This window comes from Thioclava sp. F1Mire-8, assembly GCF_002213165.1.
In the GTDB taxonomy this organism is placed as follows: Bacteria; Pseudomonadota; Alphaproteobacteria; order Rhodobacterales; family Rhodobacteraceae; genus Thioclava; species Thioclava nitratireducens.
Map to the genome: position 1 here is coordinate 1660848 of NZ_NBNY01000001.1, position 15041 is coordinate 1675888.

The window sequence follows — 15041 nt, forward strand, 5'->3', positions numbered from 1 at the left end:
CGGCCGACCGATTTTTTCACGTCTTAGAAAAGGGTCTCTTTGTAGGTATCCTTGTCGACGAGAACCATGCCGTTACCCACGACGAGCACGCCGTCACCGGCACCGGGGCGCACGCTGACACTGTGGTAGCCGTCGACACCCAGATCCATGCCGTCGGTGATCTCTTCACCCGCGAGGATCTTGGTGGCCAGCGAGTTCATCGCCATACCGGCCTTCTGCGGATCCCAGAAACCGATCGCGGTGATCGCCCCGCTGTCGAGATAGGCCGCCGAGGGGTTCGGCAGACCGGTGCCCACAAGGCAGACCTTACCGGCCAGACCGGCTTCTTCGATCGCGCGACCGACGCCGAGCACATCATTGCCCGCCGAAGTCTGGAAGCCCTTGATATCCGGGTGCTTGCGCAGGATTTCCTTGGCTTTCTCGTAGGTGCCCTGGGCGTCGTCGAAGCTTTCGTTGTTCGGATCGACGAGTTCCATATCCGGGTATTTCTTAGCGTTCTCCTCGCCCGCGCCGACCCATTGCATGTGGGTGCGGCTGCCCAGCGAGCCGACGAAGGTCGTCCACTTGCCCTTGCCTCCCATGCACTTGGCCAGACGCTCGTTCAGCGCCGCACCATATTCCGCGTTATCGAAGGCTTCGACATCGGCCATGGTGTTCTTCTGGTTGTCGGCCTCGTGGGTCACGACGACGATGCCGCGATCCATCGCGCGCTTGAGCACGCCTTCGAGGATCGCCGGATCCATCGGCACGACGGCCAGCGCATCGACGCCGCGCGCGACGAGATCCTGCACGATCTGCAGCTGCTGGGCGGAATCCGCCGTGGCGGGGCCGACCTGCTCGATCTTCATGTCGGGATGTTCCTGCGCGTATTTCTCGACACCGGTTTTCATCCGGTCGAACCACGGGATACCGCTGATCTTGACGACCGTGGTGATCGACTTGCCTTCCTGCGCTGCGACCCCTTGTGCGCCAGCCAGCATTGCCGCCGTGGTCGCGGCCAACAGGCCGATTTTCAGTCCTTTGAATGCCATGATGATCTCCTCCCTGGATTACATTCTTCGGCTCAGTGTTTCGGAGCGCGCGCCGCGCGCCCCAGCGAAAAGCGTGTGATGACCTGGTCGACCAGCTCGAAGCGGTTGACCGCGAGGAAGCACAGCAGCAGCGCGCCCCAGGCGAAATCCCGCACGAAATTCGAGAACCCGACGAAGTTCAGCAGGCTCGACAGAAGCTGCAGCGTGATCGCCGAAAGCACGACATTCACGATGCGCCCATAGCCGCCCTCGGGCCGCACCCCCGCCATCACCGCGACAAGGATCGCGATCAGCAGATAAGAGGTGCCGTAGTCCCATTTCACGTTGATGTTCCGCGCCGCGATGATGACCCCGGCCAGACCGGCCATCAGCCCCGAGAGCGCGTAGGTCGTGATCAGGATGCGGTCGCGATTGAAGCCGCTGAACAGCGCCGCCTTCGGGTTGGCGCCGGTCAGCATCAGCTTCATCCCGTAGGGCGTGAAGCGCAGCACCCCGCCCAGGATCAAAGCAGCGCCGAGGAAGATCAGGAAGCTCGCCGGCACTCCGAAGATCAGGCCATTGCCCAGATCGTAGAGCGCGGGCGGCGATCCGATCGTCACCGAGCGTCCTTCCGAGAACACGACCGCCGCGCCGGTGAAGGCCATCTGCGTGCCCAAGGTGCACAGGATCGGCGTGATCTCGAAACGCGAGATCAGAAATCCGTTCAGCGCACCGCCCAGCACGCCGATGATCAGACATCCCCCGGCGAAGGTGATAGTGAACAGCACGGGCGCTTCGTCGACCGGGAAGATCGACAGTGCAACAAGCCCCGAGGCCACGCCCGAGAGGTTCGCAAGCGCGATCCCCGACAGGTCGATCCCACCGTTGCCGGAGCACATCGCCAGCATCACGCCGATCGCGAGCAGCCCGATCTCGGGCACCTGGTTCGCCATCGATTGCAGATTGTAGATCGAAAGGTAATTGCCGCCGGATGCCGCCCCGCCGACTGCTAGAAGCAGCACGATGAGCACGGACAACACAAACAGGTTCCCATCCAGTTTCGACATCTCCTCCCCCGCGCCGTTTACTGAAGAATTATCTTATTTACTAAATTCGTACTATTATGTTTACTAAAGTCAACCCCGTTTGTTCACTAGCTGCTTCGAGCGCGAGCGAATAAAAAGACCGAACTTTCCGAAGGCCCGTTGTGCAGTGCGGGAGGTTCGCCCATAGATTGAAGGCCACATGAGCGACACGATGGAAATTGAGCCAAAAAAGCCGGTCACCCTGCGCGAAGTTGCCGGGCACGCGGGGGTTTCCGCTGCCACCGTTTCGCTGGTCCTGAACGACAAGGGCGACATCTCGGAGGCCACCCGCGCCCGCGTTTTGGAAGCGGTGGAGGCGTTGAACTACACCCCGCGCTCGAATCGGGCGCGGACCGAAGTCACCAACACGATCCGCTTTCTCAAGATCGCGCGCCACGGCCAGACGGTGAATCGCGACCACAACCACTTCATCTCGGACTATATCGACGGGATGTCTTTCGAGGCGCTTCGCCGCGACTACGCGTTGCAGGTCGTGAGCTACGAACAGGAATCGCTGCATCAACTGTTGTCGAGCCTGGACGGCTCGGAACCGCGCGGCATCGTCGTGCTCGGCACCGAACTTTCACGCGAAGATATCGAGACGATCATCGAGCGCGCGCCGCTACCGACCGTGCTCATCGACACCTACCACCCGTTCCTGAAGGCGAATTTCGTCGATATGGACAACGATCAACTCGTCTACGATGCGCTCTCGCATCTGGTTTCGCGCGGCTTTCGCAAGATCGGCTATGTCGGAAGTTACAGCGAGGTGATGAACTTCCGGCTGCGTCAAACGGCGTTCCGGAACGCGGCCGCAGCGTTCGGATTGCAGAGCGAGGACGCGCAGGAACTTTCGGTGAAGTCGACGCTGGACGGCGCCTATGAAGAAGCCTTGACCCAGTTGGGCGACCGGCCTCTCGCGGATGCTTATTTCTGTGCGAATGACATCATCGCCTTCGGCTTCGTGAGGGCCTTGCGCGAATTGGGCCACAGAGTGCCGGAAGATGTTTCGGTCGTGGGCTTCGACAACCTTCCGACCTCGAGCGTCTTCGATCCGCCCCTGACTTCGGTCGACGTTCCGAAAGCGCGCATCGGCGCGATGGCGATCCGCCTGCTCGACGACCTCATCGCGACGGACGAGCGAGACCAATCTCCGGTGAAGGTCCTGATGACGGGCGAACTGGTTGTGCGCGATAGCGTGGCGGATTTCAAACCACGGCGCTGAAACGCGAGAGCTTCTGAAGCTGCGACGTAACTTTCAGCTGCCCCCCACTATCTCGTCGAGCGCACGGCAGAGCCGTTCCGTCACCTGTGCAGTGCCGGACGTGCCTCCGAGGTCGCGGGGGCGGCTTTCGGGATCCGCCGTCACGAGTTCGATCGCGCGCATCATTTGCGCCCCTGCGTCGGTCTCTCCGAGGTGCTCCAACATCATCGCCGCGCTCCAGAAGGTGCCGATGGGATTTGCGACGCCCTTGCCGGTGATGTCGAAGGCGGAGCCGTGGATCGGCTCGAACATCGAAGGCGCAGCGCGCTCGGGGTTGAGGTTGGCCGTGGGCGCGATGCCGATAGAGCCGGCCAGCGCCGCAGCCAGATCCGAGAGGATGTCGGCGTGCAGGTTCGTGGCGACGATCGTGTCGAGCGAACGCGGATCGAGCGTCATGCGCACGGTCATCGCGTCGACCAGCATCCGGTCCCACGTCACGTCGGGAAACTCGGCCGCGATCTCGGCGGCGATTTCGTCCCAGAGCACGAGCCCGTAGCGCTGCGCGTTGGATTTCGTGACGACCGTCAGCCGTTTGCGCGGACGTGCCTGGGCCTGCGAGAAAGCCACGCGCATGATGCGTTCGACGCCCGTGCGGGTGAAGATGGCGGTCTCGGTGGCGACCTCATGCGGCTGGCCGCGATGGCTGCGCCCGCCCTGCCCCGCATATTCGCCCTCGGAATTCTCGCGCACGATAAGCCAGTCCAGATCGTCCGGGCCGACACCCGCAAGCGGGCTCGACAGGCCGGGCAGGATCCGGGTGGGCCGCAGGTTCGCGTATTGATCGAGCCCCTGACAGATCGCGAGGCGCAGCCCCCAGAGCGTCAGGTGATCGGGCACTTCCGGCGCGCCGACCGCGCCGAAGAGGATCGCGTCATAGGCCCGCAGCGCGTCGACCCCGTCCGCGGGCATGAACGTGCCTTCGCGCTGATAGCGTTTCGAGCCCCAGTCGAAGCGGTCGATCTCCAGCCGGAAGGCGTTGGTCTGGCGGCTCAGGTGATCGAGCGCCGTCAGCGCGGCGTCGACCACCTCCGGCCCGATCCCGTCGCCGGGGATGGCCGCGATACGATGCACCCGGGTCGTCATGGCCGCATCACGCCTTCAGCCACGCCTTGAAGGCGTCATCGTAGTCGGGATGCCAGCGCGACAGCGGCGGGCGGTTCTCGGTGAGGTCGCCCGCCGCCCAGAGGATGCGCTTCACGTCGGTCGCGCGGTCCACGTCGTTGTCGGGGCACAGGATGTAGAAATCGCCGCGCTCGATCGAGTCGAAGAGGAATTCCACGACCTGTTCGGGCGTCCAGGCGCCAGCGGGTTTTTCGGTGCGCCCGCCCGCGGTCAGCGGCGTGTAGACGAAGCCCGGAATGAACAGCCGTGCCTCGACCTTGCAGTCCTCGCGATTGCGCAGCTCGTGCTGCAAGGCCTCGGTGAAGGCCTTCACGCCAGCCTTCGACACGTTATAGGCCGGATCGCCCGGAGGCGTGGTGATCCCCTGCTTGGAGCCGGTATTGACGATCAGGCCCGGCGTGCCCGACGCGATCATGCGCGGCGCGAAAATCTGGCTGCCACGAATGATCCCGCCCAGGTTCACCTCGAGGATGCGGTCCCAGTTGCCTTCCTCATCGAAGATCGAACTGCCGGGCTGCATCCCCGCGTTGTTCATCAGCAGGTTGACCGGACCGAAGCGCGCCCAGACCTCGTCGGCGAGCGCCATTAGCTGCGCGCGGTCCGAGACGTCGGTCGCCAGCGTCATCACGTCCGCCTCCGCGGCACCCGCGGCGATCAGAGCGTCGGAGGCGGCGTCGAGCGCAGCCCCCGGCAGATCGGCGATGCAAACGCGCATCCCAAGCCCGGCGAGGTGGCGGGCGGCAGCGAGGCCGATACCCGAGGCCCCTCCGGTGACGACTGCGACATTGCCTTTGGCGAGAGCGGGATGCATGGCATTTCTCCTTTCAGTTCGGTGTCCGAGATCGGCGCGCGCTTCAGGCAGTCGCACCGGCGAAGACCTCGAAATCAGTGTCGATGATGGTCGGCGCAGACGGGCGTTCTGGCGAGGCCAGAACTTCCTCGATCGCCTTCTTGCCGATCAGGAAACGGTTCGAGCGGACGGTCGAGAGCGGCTGGGGCAGCTCCTTGCCGATATCGAGACCGTTGAAGCCGAATATGGCGAATTGATTGGGCAGACTGATGCCTTCGGCAAGGCAGTGGAAGACGCCGCCGACCGCCATGTCGTCGTTGGAATAGACCGCGACGTCGACCTGCGGGGCCGAAGCACGCAGGCGCGCTGTCTGTTCTCGACCCGTACCGACCGAGCTGGGCCCGTCATCGATCGCATGCGCCTCGATGGAGAGCCCCGCTTCGGACAGCGCCTCGCACAGCCCGTCATAGCGCAGCCGCGCGCGGCGGTCGGCCTCCCAGTCATGGCCGACATAGCCGAAATGGCGGTAGCCGCGTGAAATCAGGTGGCGACCGATGGCGTGGCCTGCACGGCGATGCGAGGTGCCCACCGCGATGTCGATCGGCGTGCTGTCGATATCCATCATCTCGACGACGCGGATATCACTCTGTTCTAGCATCTTGCGGGTCGCGTCGGTGTGATCGAACCCGGCCAGCAGGATCGCGGCCGGTTTCCAGCTGAGGATGCCGCGCACCACGGCCTCTTCGCGGTCCACATTATAATCCGTGGTCGAGATCACCGGCTGCAGGTCACTTCCCTCGAGCCCGGCATGGACGCCCTGCAGGACTTCCGGGAAGACGATGTTGGAGAGCGACGGGATGACGACGCCGACGAGGAAGGAGTCGAGCGAGGCCAGCGAGCCAGCGATGCGGTTGGGGACGTAGCCCATCGCGCGGACCGTCTCCATGACCTTCTCGCGGGTAGCTTCGGCGACGAGTCCCTTGTTGCGCATGATGCGAGAGACCGTCGACTCGCTGACATTGGCACGGCGCGCGACCTCGCGCACCGTGATCTTGCTTTTGCGGTCGGGCAATCGCTGCTTGGTCCCCATGACGCTTTCCTCCAATTCCTTTCGGGCAAGCCCGAGTCAATTACCCAGAAATGCACCTAGCGGCAGCGTTTTCAAAGGCCATACATGCATGGCGCGAAAACATCGCGGGGACCGTGGCGATCATACCTCCACGTATTTGCGCCACGGATGCGCTTCCTTGAAGCCCAGAACCTCGCGCGCCTTGCGGTTCGAGATCGGTGCCTCGTCGGCACCCATCTCACGGGTGATCGGCGTGTTCGGGCAGTATTTCTTCAAGAACTCGGTGGTCGGCATGTCGGCGGTGATCGTGTCGTTGACCGCGTTGAACACCTGATAGCCCAGACCGTCCTTCTCGATGCACAGATGCACGATCTCACCCAGATCGCGCGCGTCAATATAGCTCCAGGCGTTGCGTTTGCGGCTCATCGGGTTCTCGAGGAACCCCTTGAACATGCCGTATTCATGGGGCTCGATCACGTTGCCGATGCGCAGCGCGTAAATATCGGCGCCGTAGCGGGCGGCGAAGGCGCGGGCGGTCTTCTCGTTGCAGACCTTGGAGAGCCCGTAGCTGTCCATCGGATCGCTGTCGTAATCTTCCTCGAGCGGGAAGGAGTGGAAATCCTTGTCGCCCTCGGCGAAGCACACGCCATAGGTCGTCTCGGACGAGGCGATGATCACCTTGCGCACGCCGAGTTTCATCGCCGCCTCGATCACGTTGTAGGTGCTCATGACGTTGGCCTGATAGGTCACGTTGTCGGGCTCGATCAGCACGCGCGGGATCGCGGCGAAATGCACGACCGCATCGGGCGGCGACGGCGGCGCGCCCTTCTCGAACCCGCCGAAGTCGTGGTGGGTGGTCAGCGCGTTGAACACGGCGCCGCTGTCGGTCACGTCGGTGATCAGCGTGTTCACGCCCGGGACGTCGAGCGGCTTGAGGTCGACGTTGAGCACATCGTAGCCCTTGCTCAGCAGATGCGGCACCGCATGACGCCCTGCCTTGCCGGTTCCGCCTGTGAATACTACGCGCTTGGTCATTTCAATCTCCGTTTCGTTCATTCGCTTTTCGGTTCGGCGGGACGGCCTCAGCCGGTCGCCGCCAGCATCACGCTTTCCTGCGTGGCGTTCTCTCGGGTCAGTTCGCCGCTGATCTTCCCCTCCTTCAGCACGATCACACGGTCGCTGATCGCCAGGATCTCCGGCAGGTCCGACGAGACGACGATGATCGACATGCCCTCCTCGGCCATCTTGCCCAACAACGTGTGCACCTCGGCCTTGGCGCCGATGTCGATCCCGCGCGTCGGCTCGTCGACGATCAGGATCTGCGGACGGCGCGCGGCCCATTTCGCCAAGACGACCTTCTGCTGGTTGCCGCCCGACAGGTTGAGCACCTTCTGCTCGGGCGACGGCGTCTTGATGCCCAGCGCGCGGATATAATCCGCACAGGCCGCCGTTTCCTTGCGACGGTTCACGAAGTCGAAGCTGCAATAGTCGCTCAGATGCGTCAGGGAAAAGTTCTCGCGCACCGACATGCCGAGGACAAGCCCTCGCGATTGCCGATCCTCGGTCACAAATCCGAGCCCATGCTCTATCGCGTCCGAGGGCGAGGAAATCCGCGCCGGTTTGCCGTTGATCGAAATCTCGCCGCTATGGGGGCGGCTGCCGAAAATCATCTCCATCACTTCGGTCCGTCCGGCACCGACCAGACCGAAGAAGCCCAGAACTTCGCCGCGATGCAGGTCGAAATCGACATCGCGCACGAACACACCTTCGTCCTTCACGCGCTTTTCGGTGAGATTGCGCACCGACATCAGAACCTCGTCGGTCGCGTGGGAGGTGTGATGGCCGAAAAGCTGGTCGAGCTCGCGATCCACCATCAGGCGCACCAGCAGGTCGCTCGTCATCTCGGAGACGGGCCGTGTATCGACGGTGCGACCGTCGCGCAGCACGGTGACGCGGTCCGCGATTTCGAAGATTTCCTCGAGCTTGTGCGAGATGAAGACGATACCGACACCCTGCTCGGCCAGTTTGCGCGACATGCGCAACAGCGTCGAGGCCTCGTGGTGGCTGAGCGACGCGGTCGGCTCGTCCATGATGATGAGTTTGGAATTGTAGGAGATGGCGCGGGCGATCTCGATCAGCTGTCTCTGGCCGATCGAAAGCGTGCCGACCATAGCTTCCGGGTCGATTTCCACGCCAAGCTCGTGCAGCACCGCGCGGGTGTCCGCATTCATCTTGGTGCGGTCGATCAGGCCGGTCGGCAATAGCGGCTCACGCGCGAGAAAGACGTTCTCGGCGACGGTGAGGTTATTCACCACTGCGAGTTCCTGGTAAATGATCGAGATGCCGAGCGACCGCGCATGGACCGGGTTCTTGATCACGACGGGTTCGCCCTCGACGCGGATCTCCCCTCCCGGATCGGCGCGCAGCACGCCTGTCATGATCTTCATCAGGGTGCTCTTGCCGGCGCCGTTTTCCCCTGCCAGCACATGCACCTCGCCGGAGTTGAGATGCAGGTCGACGTGGTCCAGCGCCTTCACCCCGGGAAAGGTCTTGGAAATGCTGATCATTTCGAGAAACGGTTTCATCGCGGCCTCAGGCTGAAGAATGTCGGGCGGGGCCACGCTTGGCCCCGCCCAGGTGTCGTCGGAGATTACTTGGTGTAGCTGTCGAGGTTGTCGGCAGTCACGACGGTCACACCGGTGTCGATGTTCTGCGGATCGGTCTCTTCACCCTTGATCTGGGCCACGAGATGCTCGACCGCCAGCTTGCCCATCGTGATCGGGCGCTGGACCATGATGCCGTCGATGAAGCCTTCCTTCACGCCCTTGATCGTGTCGGGCAGATCGTCGAACGCAAAGACCTTCAGCTTGCCTTTCTTGTCCGCGAATTCCTGCTGCGCGAGAACCTTCGCGACGGCCGGGCCGCCGACCTGGCTGATGCCGAAGATACCGGCGAGGTTCGGGTTTGCGCGCAGGAGCGCCTCGGTCACCGAAACGGCGCGTGCGAGGTCGTCCTCGGTGCCTTCGGTCGCGACCAGCTTGATGTCGGGATAGTCGGCCAGCGCTTCCTTCACGCCGTCGATCCGCTCGTTCAGGTTGGACGCACCAAGCTGACCGGTGACGATCGCCACCTCACCCTTGCCGCCGAGCGCTTCGGCCATGGACTTGCCCATGGTGACGCCCGCCTGCTTGTTGATCGTGCCGATATACATGCTGCGCGCGCTATTGGCGCTGTCGCTGTCGAAGGTGACGACCTTGATACCCGCATCGGTGGCCTGCTTGATGATGCCCTCGACCGATTTCGGCTCGTTGACCGAGATCCCGATCCCGTCGACGTGACGCGCCATCAGATCTTCGATGATCTTGACCTGCGTCGAACCCTGCGTGTTCGCCGGCACCACCCACTGGTAGTTCACGCCCAGCTCTTTCGCTGCCTCGGCCCCGCCGGTGTTGCAGTCGTCGAAGAACGGAACGGCCACCTTCGGCACGAGCGCCACGGTGATGTCCTGAGCATAGGACGCAGCCGCCCCCATACCGGTTGCCAGGGCCAGAACCGCCGCGGCGGCTTTCATTGCAATACGCATCTTCTCTCCTCCTCCAGACCCGACCACGCGCGGCAGGCCTCTATTGTTGATGCAGTTTCGGTTTTGCGCCCCGCACCGGGGCCTTCTTCGTCCGGATCTCGCGCCGCTCTCTCCTCTTCGAGACGCGGTCCGGCTTCTTGATCTTGTTGCTTTCCGGACGACGCGGCTCAGCCGCGGCCGCCCATCCGATTGCGCAGCACGTCCAGACTGACCGCGATCAGGATCACGCCGCCAGTAATGGCCTGCTGGGCATAGGTATTGATGTTGAGCAGCACGACGCCGTTGGCGATCTCGCCGATCAGGGCGGCCCCGATGACCGCGCCCAGCACCGAGCCAATACCGCCCGCAAGGCTGGCCCCGCCGATTGCGGCGGCGGCGATCACCTCAAGCTCCGAACCGAAGCCGGACGCCGGTTCTGCCGACAGGTAGCGCGAAAAGGCGATAACGCCGGCCAGCGCAGAGATTGTCGAGGACAGGACGTAGACCGCGAGCTTGACGCGCTGGACCTTCACCCCGCTCAGACGTGCCGCGTTCTCGTTGCCGCCCGTGGCATAGACGTGCCGACCGAAGCGGGTCCGGGTCATGATGACGGTGAAGATGAGTGTCAGCACGAGCAGGATGACCACCGGCACCGGCACCGGGCCGACATAGCCCTGTCCCAGAAAGCTGAAGCTCTCGGGAGTCTCTGGGGTCAACGGCACGCCGTGGGTAATCATATACATCAAGCCGCGCCCGATGCTCAGCGTGCCGAGCGTGGCGATGAAGGGCGGCAGGCCGATCGCGGTGATCAGCAGCCCGTTGGTCAACCCGAAGGCAAGCCCGACACCGAGCCCCGCGGCCACCGCCGCATATTGCGAGTAGCCCGCATCGAAGCAGAGCGCCGTGATCAGACCGGCGAGCCCCATCGCAGAGCCCACCGACAGATCAATCCCGCCGGTGATGATGACCATCACCATGCCGATGCTCATGATGGCGGTCAGCGAGAACGCCCGCGACACCCCCATCAGGTTCGACACGGTCAGGAAATACGGTGTGAACAAGCTGATCAGCAGCCCCATCAGGATCAACGCGATCAGAACGTTGAATTCACGCATGTGACGCAGTTGAAGCAATTGATGCAGGACTCGCATGGATTTCCTTTCCGATGGCGTGACCGAATTTTCCGACAGTGCCAAAACGCCCCTCCCTTCTCCGCGTCCCCGACCTTCCGCACGCACATCCGGCGCCGAACGCTTCGGCGGGGGCTGGCGGGTCGGACGGGGGTTCGCCCGAAATGCTAGCGCTGCCATTCCTCCTGTGACAGCGCTGTCATATTGCGAACCGCAAAGCCGTCTTGTCAATCAGCAAATAACAAAAACTTGTGTCAGGACAGGTGTCGGAAGGACGCGCCCTCCCCTGCGGAACGTAGTTTTGAACCCGGTCAAAGCGTTTCAAACAAGGCGCTTGAGACATTCCGGCTTGTCATCGAAGCAGGTCCATGATGATACTCACGAATATGACAGCGCTGTCATGCCAAGTGAGACCAGAGCGCGTCAACCGCAACAAAGGAGCCCGCGAATGCATCACGAAAGACACGAATCACCTCGCTCCCTTGCGATGATCCATACCGTCGCCGGGTTGATCCCGGAGCTTGAAGGCCTGGCGCAGGCCCACCTGCCCGACTGGAAAGTTTTCAACATGCTCGACGAGAGCCTTCTGCGCCTGACGATCCGCGACGGATCGGTCAGTTCGATGACGGCGCGCCGCCTGACGGGCATGATCTGGTCGGCGGTCGATGCAGGGGCCGAGGCGGTTCTCGTGACCTGCTCCAGCCTCGGCGGCGCGGTCGAACGCATCGCACCGCTCTGCCCCGTGCCGCTGATGCGCATCGACGAGGGGATGGCACAGGAAGCGGTCGCAAAAGGCCGCCGCATCGGTGTGCTCGCGACGCTGCAATCAACATTGACGCCCACCGCCGAGCTGATCGAGCGCGTCAGCCGCGAGGCCGGGGCGGACAGCGCCATCACGAGCGAGGTCGTCGAGGGCGCCTTCGAGACGCTGCAATCGGGCGACCGCGAGGGGCACGACGCGCGGGTGGCCGAAGGCATCGCCCGGCTCGCCCGCGAAAACGACGTGGTGGTTCTGGCACAGGCCTCGATGGCGCGCGCGCTCCAACGGCTCGAGACGAGCGCGGATAATCCGCCGGTTCTGACCAGCCCGACCTTGGGCATCGCGCATGTCGCAAGACTTCTGGCGCGCTGATCGCGCCTGGACAAACGATACTCAAGAGGAGGAGATATAAATGAAATACAGAACCTTAGGACGATCTGGACTCAAGGTTTCGGTGCTCACGATGGGCACGTTCACGTTCGGGGGCGCAGGCGCTTTCAAGGCCGTCGGCGCCCAAGGCGTCAGCGAAGCCCGCAAGCTGGTCGACACCTGCATCGACGCCGGCATCAACCTCTATGACACCGCGAACATGTACTCGACCGGCCTCTCGGAAGAGATCCTTGGCGAAGTGCTCGACGGGCGGCGCGATGACGTACTGATCTCCTCCAAGGCGCGGATGCGGATCGCCGATGGGCCGAATGACGAGGGCTTTTCGCGCTATCACCTGATCCGCGAATGCGAACGCTCGCTCAAGCGGCTGCGCACCGACCACATCGACATCTACCACATGCATGAATGGGACGGCGTGACCCCGATGGAGGAGATGGTCTCGGCGCTCGACACGCTCGTGCAACAGGGCAAGGTCCGCTACATCGCCTGCTCGAACTTCTCGGGCTGGCACATCATGAAGGCCCTCGGCGTCAGCGACCGGAGCCTGCGCGAGCGCTTCGTGGCGCAGCAGATTCACTACACGCTCGAGGCCCGCGAGGCGGAATACGAATTGCTGCCGATCTCGGTCGATCAGGGGCTGGGCGTACTGGTCTGGAGCCCGCTCGCCGCCGGTCTGCTGTCGGGCAAGCATCGCCGAGGCAAGGACACGCCGGAAGGCTCGCGGCAATTCGCGGGCTGGACCGAGCCGCCGATCCGCGACGAGGAGAAGCTGTGGAACATCGTCGATACGCTGGTCGAGATCGGTGACGCGCATGGTGTCTCGGCGGCGCAGGTCGCGCTGGCGTGGCTGCTGACGCGTCCCGCGATCAGCTCGCTGGTGATCGGCGGACGCAATGAACAGCAGTTCCGCGACAATTTCCGCGCAGTGGATCTGGAGCTGAGCGAGGACGAGCTGAAGCGCCTGCACGAGGTCAGCAAGCTGCCTGTGATCTATCCCTATTGGCACCAGCAGCAATTCGCCTCGGACCGGTTCAGCCCGGGCGACTGGGCCCTTCATCGCGATTATATCGAAAGCTGATAAGGTGTGCGCCTTCGTCTCAGGCGAAGGCGCGCATCCAGTCCAGACCATCCTCTGTCCGGCCTGCCGGGCGGTATTCGCAGCCCACGAACCCTTCATAGCCCAGTGCGTCCAGTTCGCGCAGAATGCGCGCGTCGTCGAGCTCGCCGGTTCCTGGTTCGTGCCGATCCGGCACCGCGGCGATCTGAACATGTCCGATGATCGGCGCCATCTCCCGTAGCCCCATCAGCACGTCCCCGTGCAGAATCTGGCGGTGATAGATGTCGAATTGCAGCTTGAGATTGGGCAGCCCAAGCTCCGCGATCAGGTCGGCAGCGAAGCTGAAATCATCCAGAAAATAGCCCGGCATGTCGCGCGTGTTGATCGGCTCGATCACCACGTCGCGCCCCTGTGCCCCGGCCGCATCACAAACCCTCCGCAACGAGTCGCGATAGACGGTCAGCGCGGTCGCATCTTGGCGCGAGGCGAGCCCACTCATCACATGCACGCGCCCGACCCCGGTCGCCTCGGCATAGCGCAAAGCAGTGTCGATCGAGGCGCGGAATTCCTCGGCGCGATCCGGCAATGCGGCCAGCCCGCGATCGCCCGCCTCCCAGTTGCCGGGCGGCAGATTGAAGAGCGCCTGCGTCAAGCCGTACGCGCGCAGCCGCTCCGCGATCGCCTCGGGCGGGTGGTCGTAGGGAAAGAGATATTCGACCGCATCGAAACCGGCCTTTTTCGCCGCGGCGAAGCAGTCGAGAAACTCGTGCTCGGTGAACATCATCGTCAGGTTGGCGGCAAATCTGGGCATCGCTCAGCCCTCGCTTGCGGGCGCTGCAGCAGGCAGCTCGAGCCCCGCGATATTCGCCAGCATCCGCGCGACAGAGGCATCGTCGTCGCGCCCCATCCCGGCCGCCGCCGTCATCACGAACATCTGCAGAGCCGTCCCGGCGATCGGTGTCGGGAATTTCAGGTCCCGCCCGATATCCGCCACGATCCCGAGATCCTTGGTGAAGATATCCACCGCGCTGCGCGGGCTGTAATCGCCCTCGAGCACGTGCGGCACGCGGTTCTCGAACATCCACGAATTGCCCGCTGACGCGGTGATCACCTCGTAGACTTTCTCCAGGTCCAGATCCATCGCCTTGGCGAAGGTGATCGCCTCACAGGCCGCCGCGATATGCACACCGGCGAGAAGTTGATTGACCACCTTGAAGGCCGCGCCCGTGCCTGCCTCCTCGCCAAGCTCGTAGACCTTGGCGGCGACACTATCGAGCGCCGGGCGAATGCGCGCAAAAGCCGCCGCCGGGCCCGAGCCCATGATAGTCAACTCACCGCTGGCGGCACGCTGAGCACCACCGCTGATCGGTGTATCAAGATAGGTCACGCCCGCCGCGGCGCAGCGCTTGGCGAAGACGCGCGCCAGATCGGGGGCCATCGTGGCGCAGGACATCACCACGCCGCCCCCGGACATGGTCGCGACGGCGCCGCCCGGTCCGAAAAGCACCTGCTCTGTCTGGTCGGCATTGACGACCACGGCGATCACCAGTTCCGCATCTTGCGCCCCCGTCGCAGGGTCGGCTGCAACCGCGCCGCCAAGCGCCGCAAAGCGCTCCATCGCATCGGCATTCACATCGACGCCCGTCACCGCGAACCCGTCACGCAGCAAGCTCTCGGCCATGCCGAAGCCCATCGATCCCAGACCGATGACACAGACCTTCGTCTCTTGGGGTGACTTCATGCGGAATACCTCTCAATCGCCGATTTCTAGTCTCAACCTGCCCCCTTCCAGCGTCCGTCTT

14 protein-coding genes are annotated in these 15041 nt (G+C 63.5%); 3 read left to right on the forward strand and 11 right to left on the reverse strand.

Features of this window, described 5'->3' with window-relative positions; translation table 11 throughout:
- Positions 1–23: 23 nt before the first annotated feature.
- Together B6V75_RS07660 and B6V75_RS07665 are read right to left on the reverse strand one after the other, a co-directional pair.
- Positions 24–1031, reverse strand: coding sequence for a substrate-binding domain-containing protein (locus B6V75_RS07660; protein WP_075776408.1), 1008 nt, complete (start codon positions 1029–1031; stop codon positions 24–26).
- Between the two features lie 32 nt (positions 1032–1063).
- On the reverse strand, positions 1064–2077 hold the full coding sequence (locus B6V75_RS07665; protein ID WP_075776409.1) for an ABC transporter permease: 1014 nt from the start codon (positions 2075–2077) through the stop codon (positions 1064–1066).
- Positions 2078–2255: 178 nt separating this feature from the next.
- On the opposite strand from B6V75_RS07665, the gene B6V75_RS07670 reads away from it, so the two are divergent.
- Positions 2256–3320 (forward strand): LacI family DNA-binding transcriptional regulator, encoded by a 1065-nt coding sequence (locus tag B6V75_RS07670; protein ID WP_206198469.1) that lies wholly within the window; start codon positions 2256–2258, stop codon positions 3318–3320.
- Positions 3321–3353: 33 nt separating this feature from the next.
- Here B6V75_RS07670 and B6V75_RS07675 read toward each other — a convergent pair whose 3' ends face one another.
- The 7 genes from B6V75_RS07675 to B6V75_RS07705 all read right to left on the reverse strand — a co-directional run bounded on the left by B6V75_RS07675 (position 3354) and on the right by B6V75_RS07705 (position 11053).
- On the reverse strand, positions 3354–4442 hold the full coding sequence (locus B6V75_RS07675) for a tartrate dehydrogenase (RefSeq protein WP_088719225.1): 1089 nt from the start codon (positions 4440–4442) through the stop codon (positions 3354–3356).
- 7 nt (positions 4443–4449) lie between these two features.
- Positions 4450–5292, reverse strand: coding sequence for an SDR family NAD(P)-dependent oxidoreductase (locus B6V75_RS07680; protein ID WP_088719226.1), 843 nt, complete (start codon positions 5290–5292; stop codon positions 4450–4452).
- A gap of 43 nt (positions 5293–5335) precedes the next feature.
- Complete coding sequence (locus B6V75_RS07685; protein WP_088719227.1) at positions 5336–6361, reverse strand: LacI family DNA-binding transcriptional regulator; 1026 nt, start codon at positions 6359–6361, stop codon at positions 5336–5338.
- A gap of 120 nt (positions 6362–6481) precedes the next feature.
- The gene (locus B6V75_RS07690) at positions 6482–7375 is read right to left on the reverse strand and encodes an NAD(P)-dependent oxidoreductase (protein WP_075776453.1); all 894 of its coding nucleotides are present in this window, start codon (positions 7373–7375) and stop codon (positions 6482–6484) included.
- A 47-nt stretch (positions 7376–7422) separates the two neighbouring features.
- Positions 7423–8925, reverse strand: coding sequence for a sugar ABC transporter ATP-binding protein (locus B6V75_RS07695; protein ID WP_088719228.1), 1503 nt, complete (start codon positions 8923–8925; stop codon positions 7423–7425).
- Positions 8926–8990: 65 nt separating this feature from the next.
- Positions 8991–9923, reverse strand: coding sequence for a sugar-binding protein (locus tag B6V75_RS07700; RefSeq protein WP_077701127.1), 933 nt, complete (start codon positions 9921–9923; stop codon positions 8991–8993).
- Between the two features lie 167 nt (positions 9924–10090).
- Positions 10091–11053, reverse strand: coding sequence for an ABC transporter permease (locus tag B6V75_RS07705; protein ID WP_075776414.1), 963 nt, complete (start codon positions 11051–11053; stop codon positions 10091–10093).
- A 466-nt stretch (positions 11054–11519) separates the two neighbouring features.
- Between B6V75_RS07705 and B6V75_RS07710 the strand changes: the two genes are divergently transcribed.
- Entirely contained in the window at positions 11520–12164 is a 645-nt protein-coding gene (locus B6V75_RS07710; protein WP_240496924.1) for an aspartate/glutamate racemase family protein, read from the forward strand.
- Between the two features lie 40 nt (positions 12165–12204).
- Positions 12205–13260 carry an aldo/keto reductase gene (locus tag B6V75_RS07715; protein WP_088719230.1) on the forward strand — a complete coding sequence of 352 codons (1056 nt, stop codon included), beginning with the start codon at positions 12205–12207 and terminating at the stop codon, positions 13258–13260.
- 19 nt (positions 13261–13279) lie between these two features.
- Here the strand turns inward: B6V75_RS07715 and otnI are convergent, their stop codons facing one another.
- Together otnI and ltnD are read right to left on the reverse strand one after the other, a co-directional pair.
- Positions 13280–14050: a 2-oxo-tetronate isomerase gene (gene otnI, locus B6V75_RS07720; RefSeq protein WP_088719231.1), complete on the reverse strand. Its 771-nt coding sequence runs from the start codon at positions 14048–14050 to the stop codon at positions 13280–13282.
- Positions 14051–14053: 3 nt separating this feature from the next.
- On the reverse strand, positions 14054–14980 hold the full coding sequence (gene ltnD / locus B6V75_RS07725; protein WP_088719232.1) for an L-threonate dehydrogenase: 927 nt from the start codon (positions 14978–14980) through the stop codon (positions 14054–14056).
- Positions 14981–15041 lie beyond the last annotated feature (61 nt).

What these genes read in the sequence shown, in the direction of transcription:
- B6V75_RS07660 (WP_075776408.1), bottom strand. Translation starts at nt 1,031, where the DNA reads ATGGCATTCAAAGGACTGAAAATCGGCCTGTTGGCCGCGACCACGGCG.
- B6V75_RS07665 (WP_075776409.1), bottom strand. Translation starts at nt 2,077, where the DNA reads ATGTCGAAACTGGATGGGAACCTGTTTGTGTTGTCCGTGCTCATCGTG.
- B6V75_RS07670 (WP_206198469.1), top strand. Translation starts at nt 2,256, where the DNA reads ATGAGCGACACGATGGAAATTGAGCCAAAAAAGCCGGTCACCCTGCGC.
- B6V75_RS07675 (WP_088719225.1), bottom strand. Translation starts at nt 4,442, where the DNA reads ATGACGACCCGGGTGCATCGTATCGCGGCCATCCCCGGCGACGGGATC.
- B6V75_RS07680 (WP_088719226.1), bottom strand. Translation starts at nt 5,292, where the DNA reads ATGCATCCCGCTCTCGCCAAAGGCAATGTCGCAGTCGTCACCGGAGGG.
- B6V75_RS07685 (WP_088719227.1), bottom strand. Translation starts at nt 6,361, where the DNA reads ATGGGGACCAAGCAGCGATTGCCCGACCGCAAAAGCAAGATCACGGTG.
- B6V75_RS07690 (WP_075776453.1), bottom strand. Translation starts at nt 7,375, where the DNA reads ATGACCAAGCGCGTAGTATTCACAGGCGGAACCGGCAAGGCAGGGCGT.
- B6V75_RS07695 (WP_088719228.1), bottom strand. Translation starts at nt 8,925, where the DNA reads ATGAAACCGTTTCTCGAAATGATCAGCATTTCCAAGACCTTTCCCGGG.
- B6V75_RS07700 (WP_077701127.1), bottom strand. Translation starts at nt 9,923, where the DNA reads ATGCGTATTGCAATGAAAGCCGCCGCGGCGGTTCTGGCCCTGGCAACC.
- B6V75_RS07705 (WP_075776414.1), bottom strand. Translation starts at nt 11,053, where the DNA reads ATGCGAGTCCTGCATCAATTGCTTCAACTGCGTCACATGCGTGAATTC.
- B6V75_RS07710 (WP_240496924.1), top strand. Translation starts at nt 11,520, where the DNA reads ATGATCCATACCGTCGCCGGGTTGATCCCGGAGCTTGAAGGCCTGGCG.
- B6V75_RS07715 (WP_088719230.1), top strand. Translation starts at nt 12,205, where the DNA reads ATGAAATACAGAACCTTAGGACGATCTGGACTCAAGGTTTCGGTGCTC.
- otnI (WP_088719231.1), bottom strand. Translation starts at nt 14,050, where the DNA reads ATGCCCAGATTTGCCGCCAACCTGACGATGATGTTCACCGAGCACGAG.
- ltnD (WP_088719232.1), bottom strand. Translation starts at nt 14,980, where the DNA reads ATGAAGTCACCCCAAGAGACGAAGGTCTGTGTCATCGGTCTGGGATCG.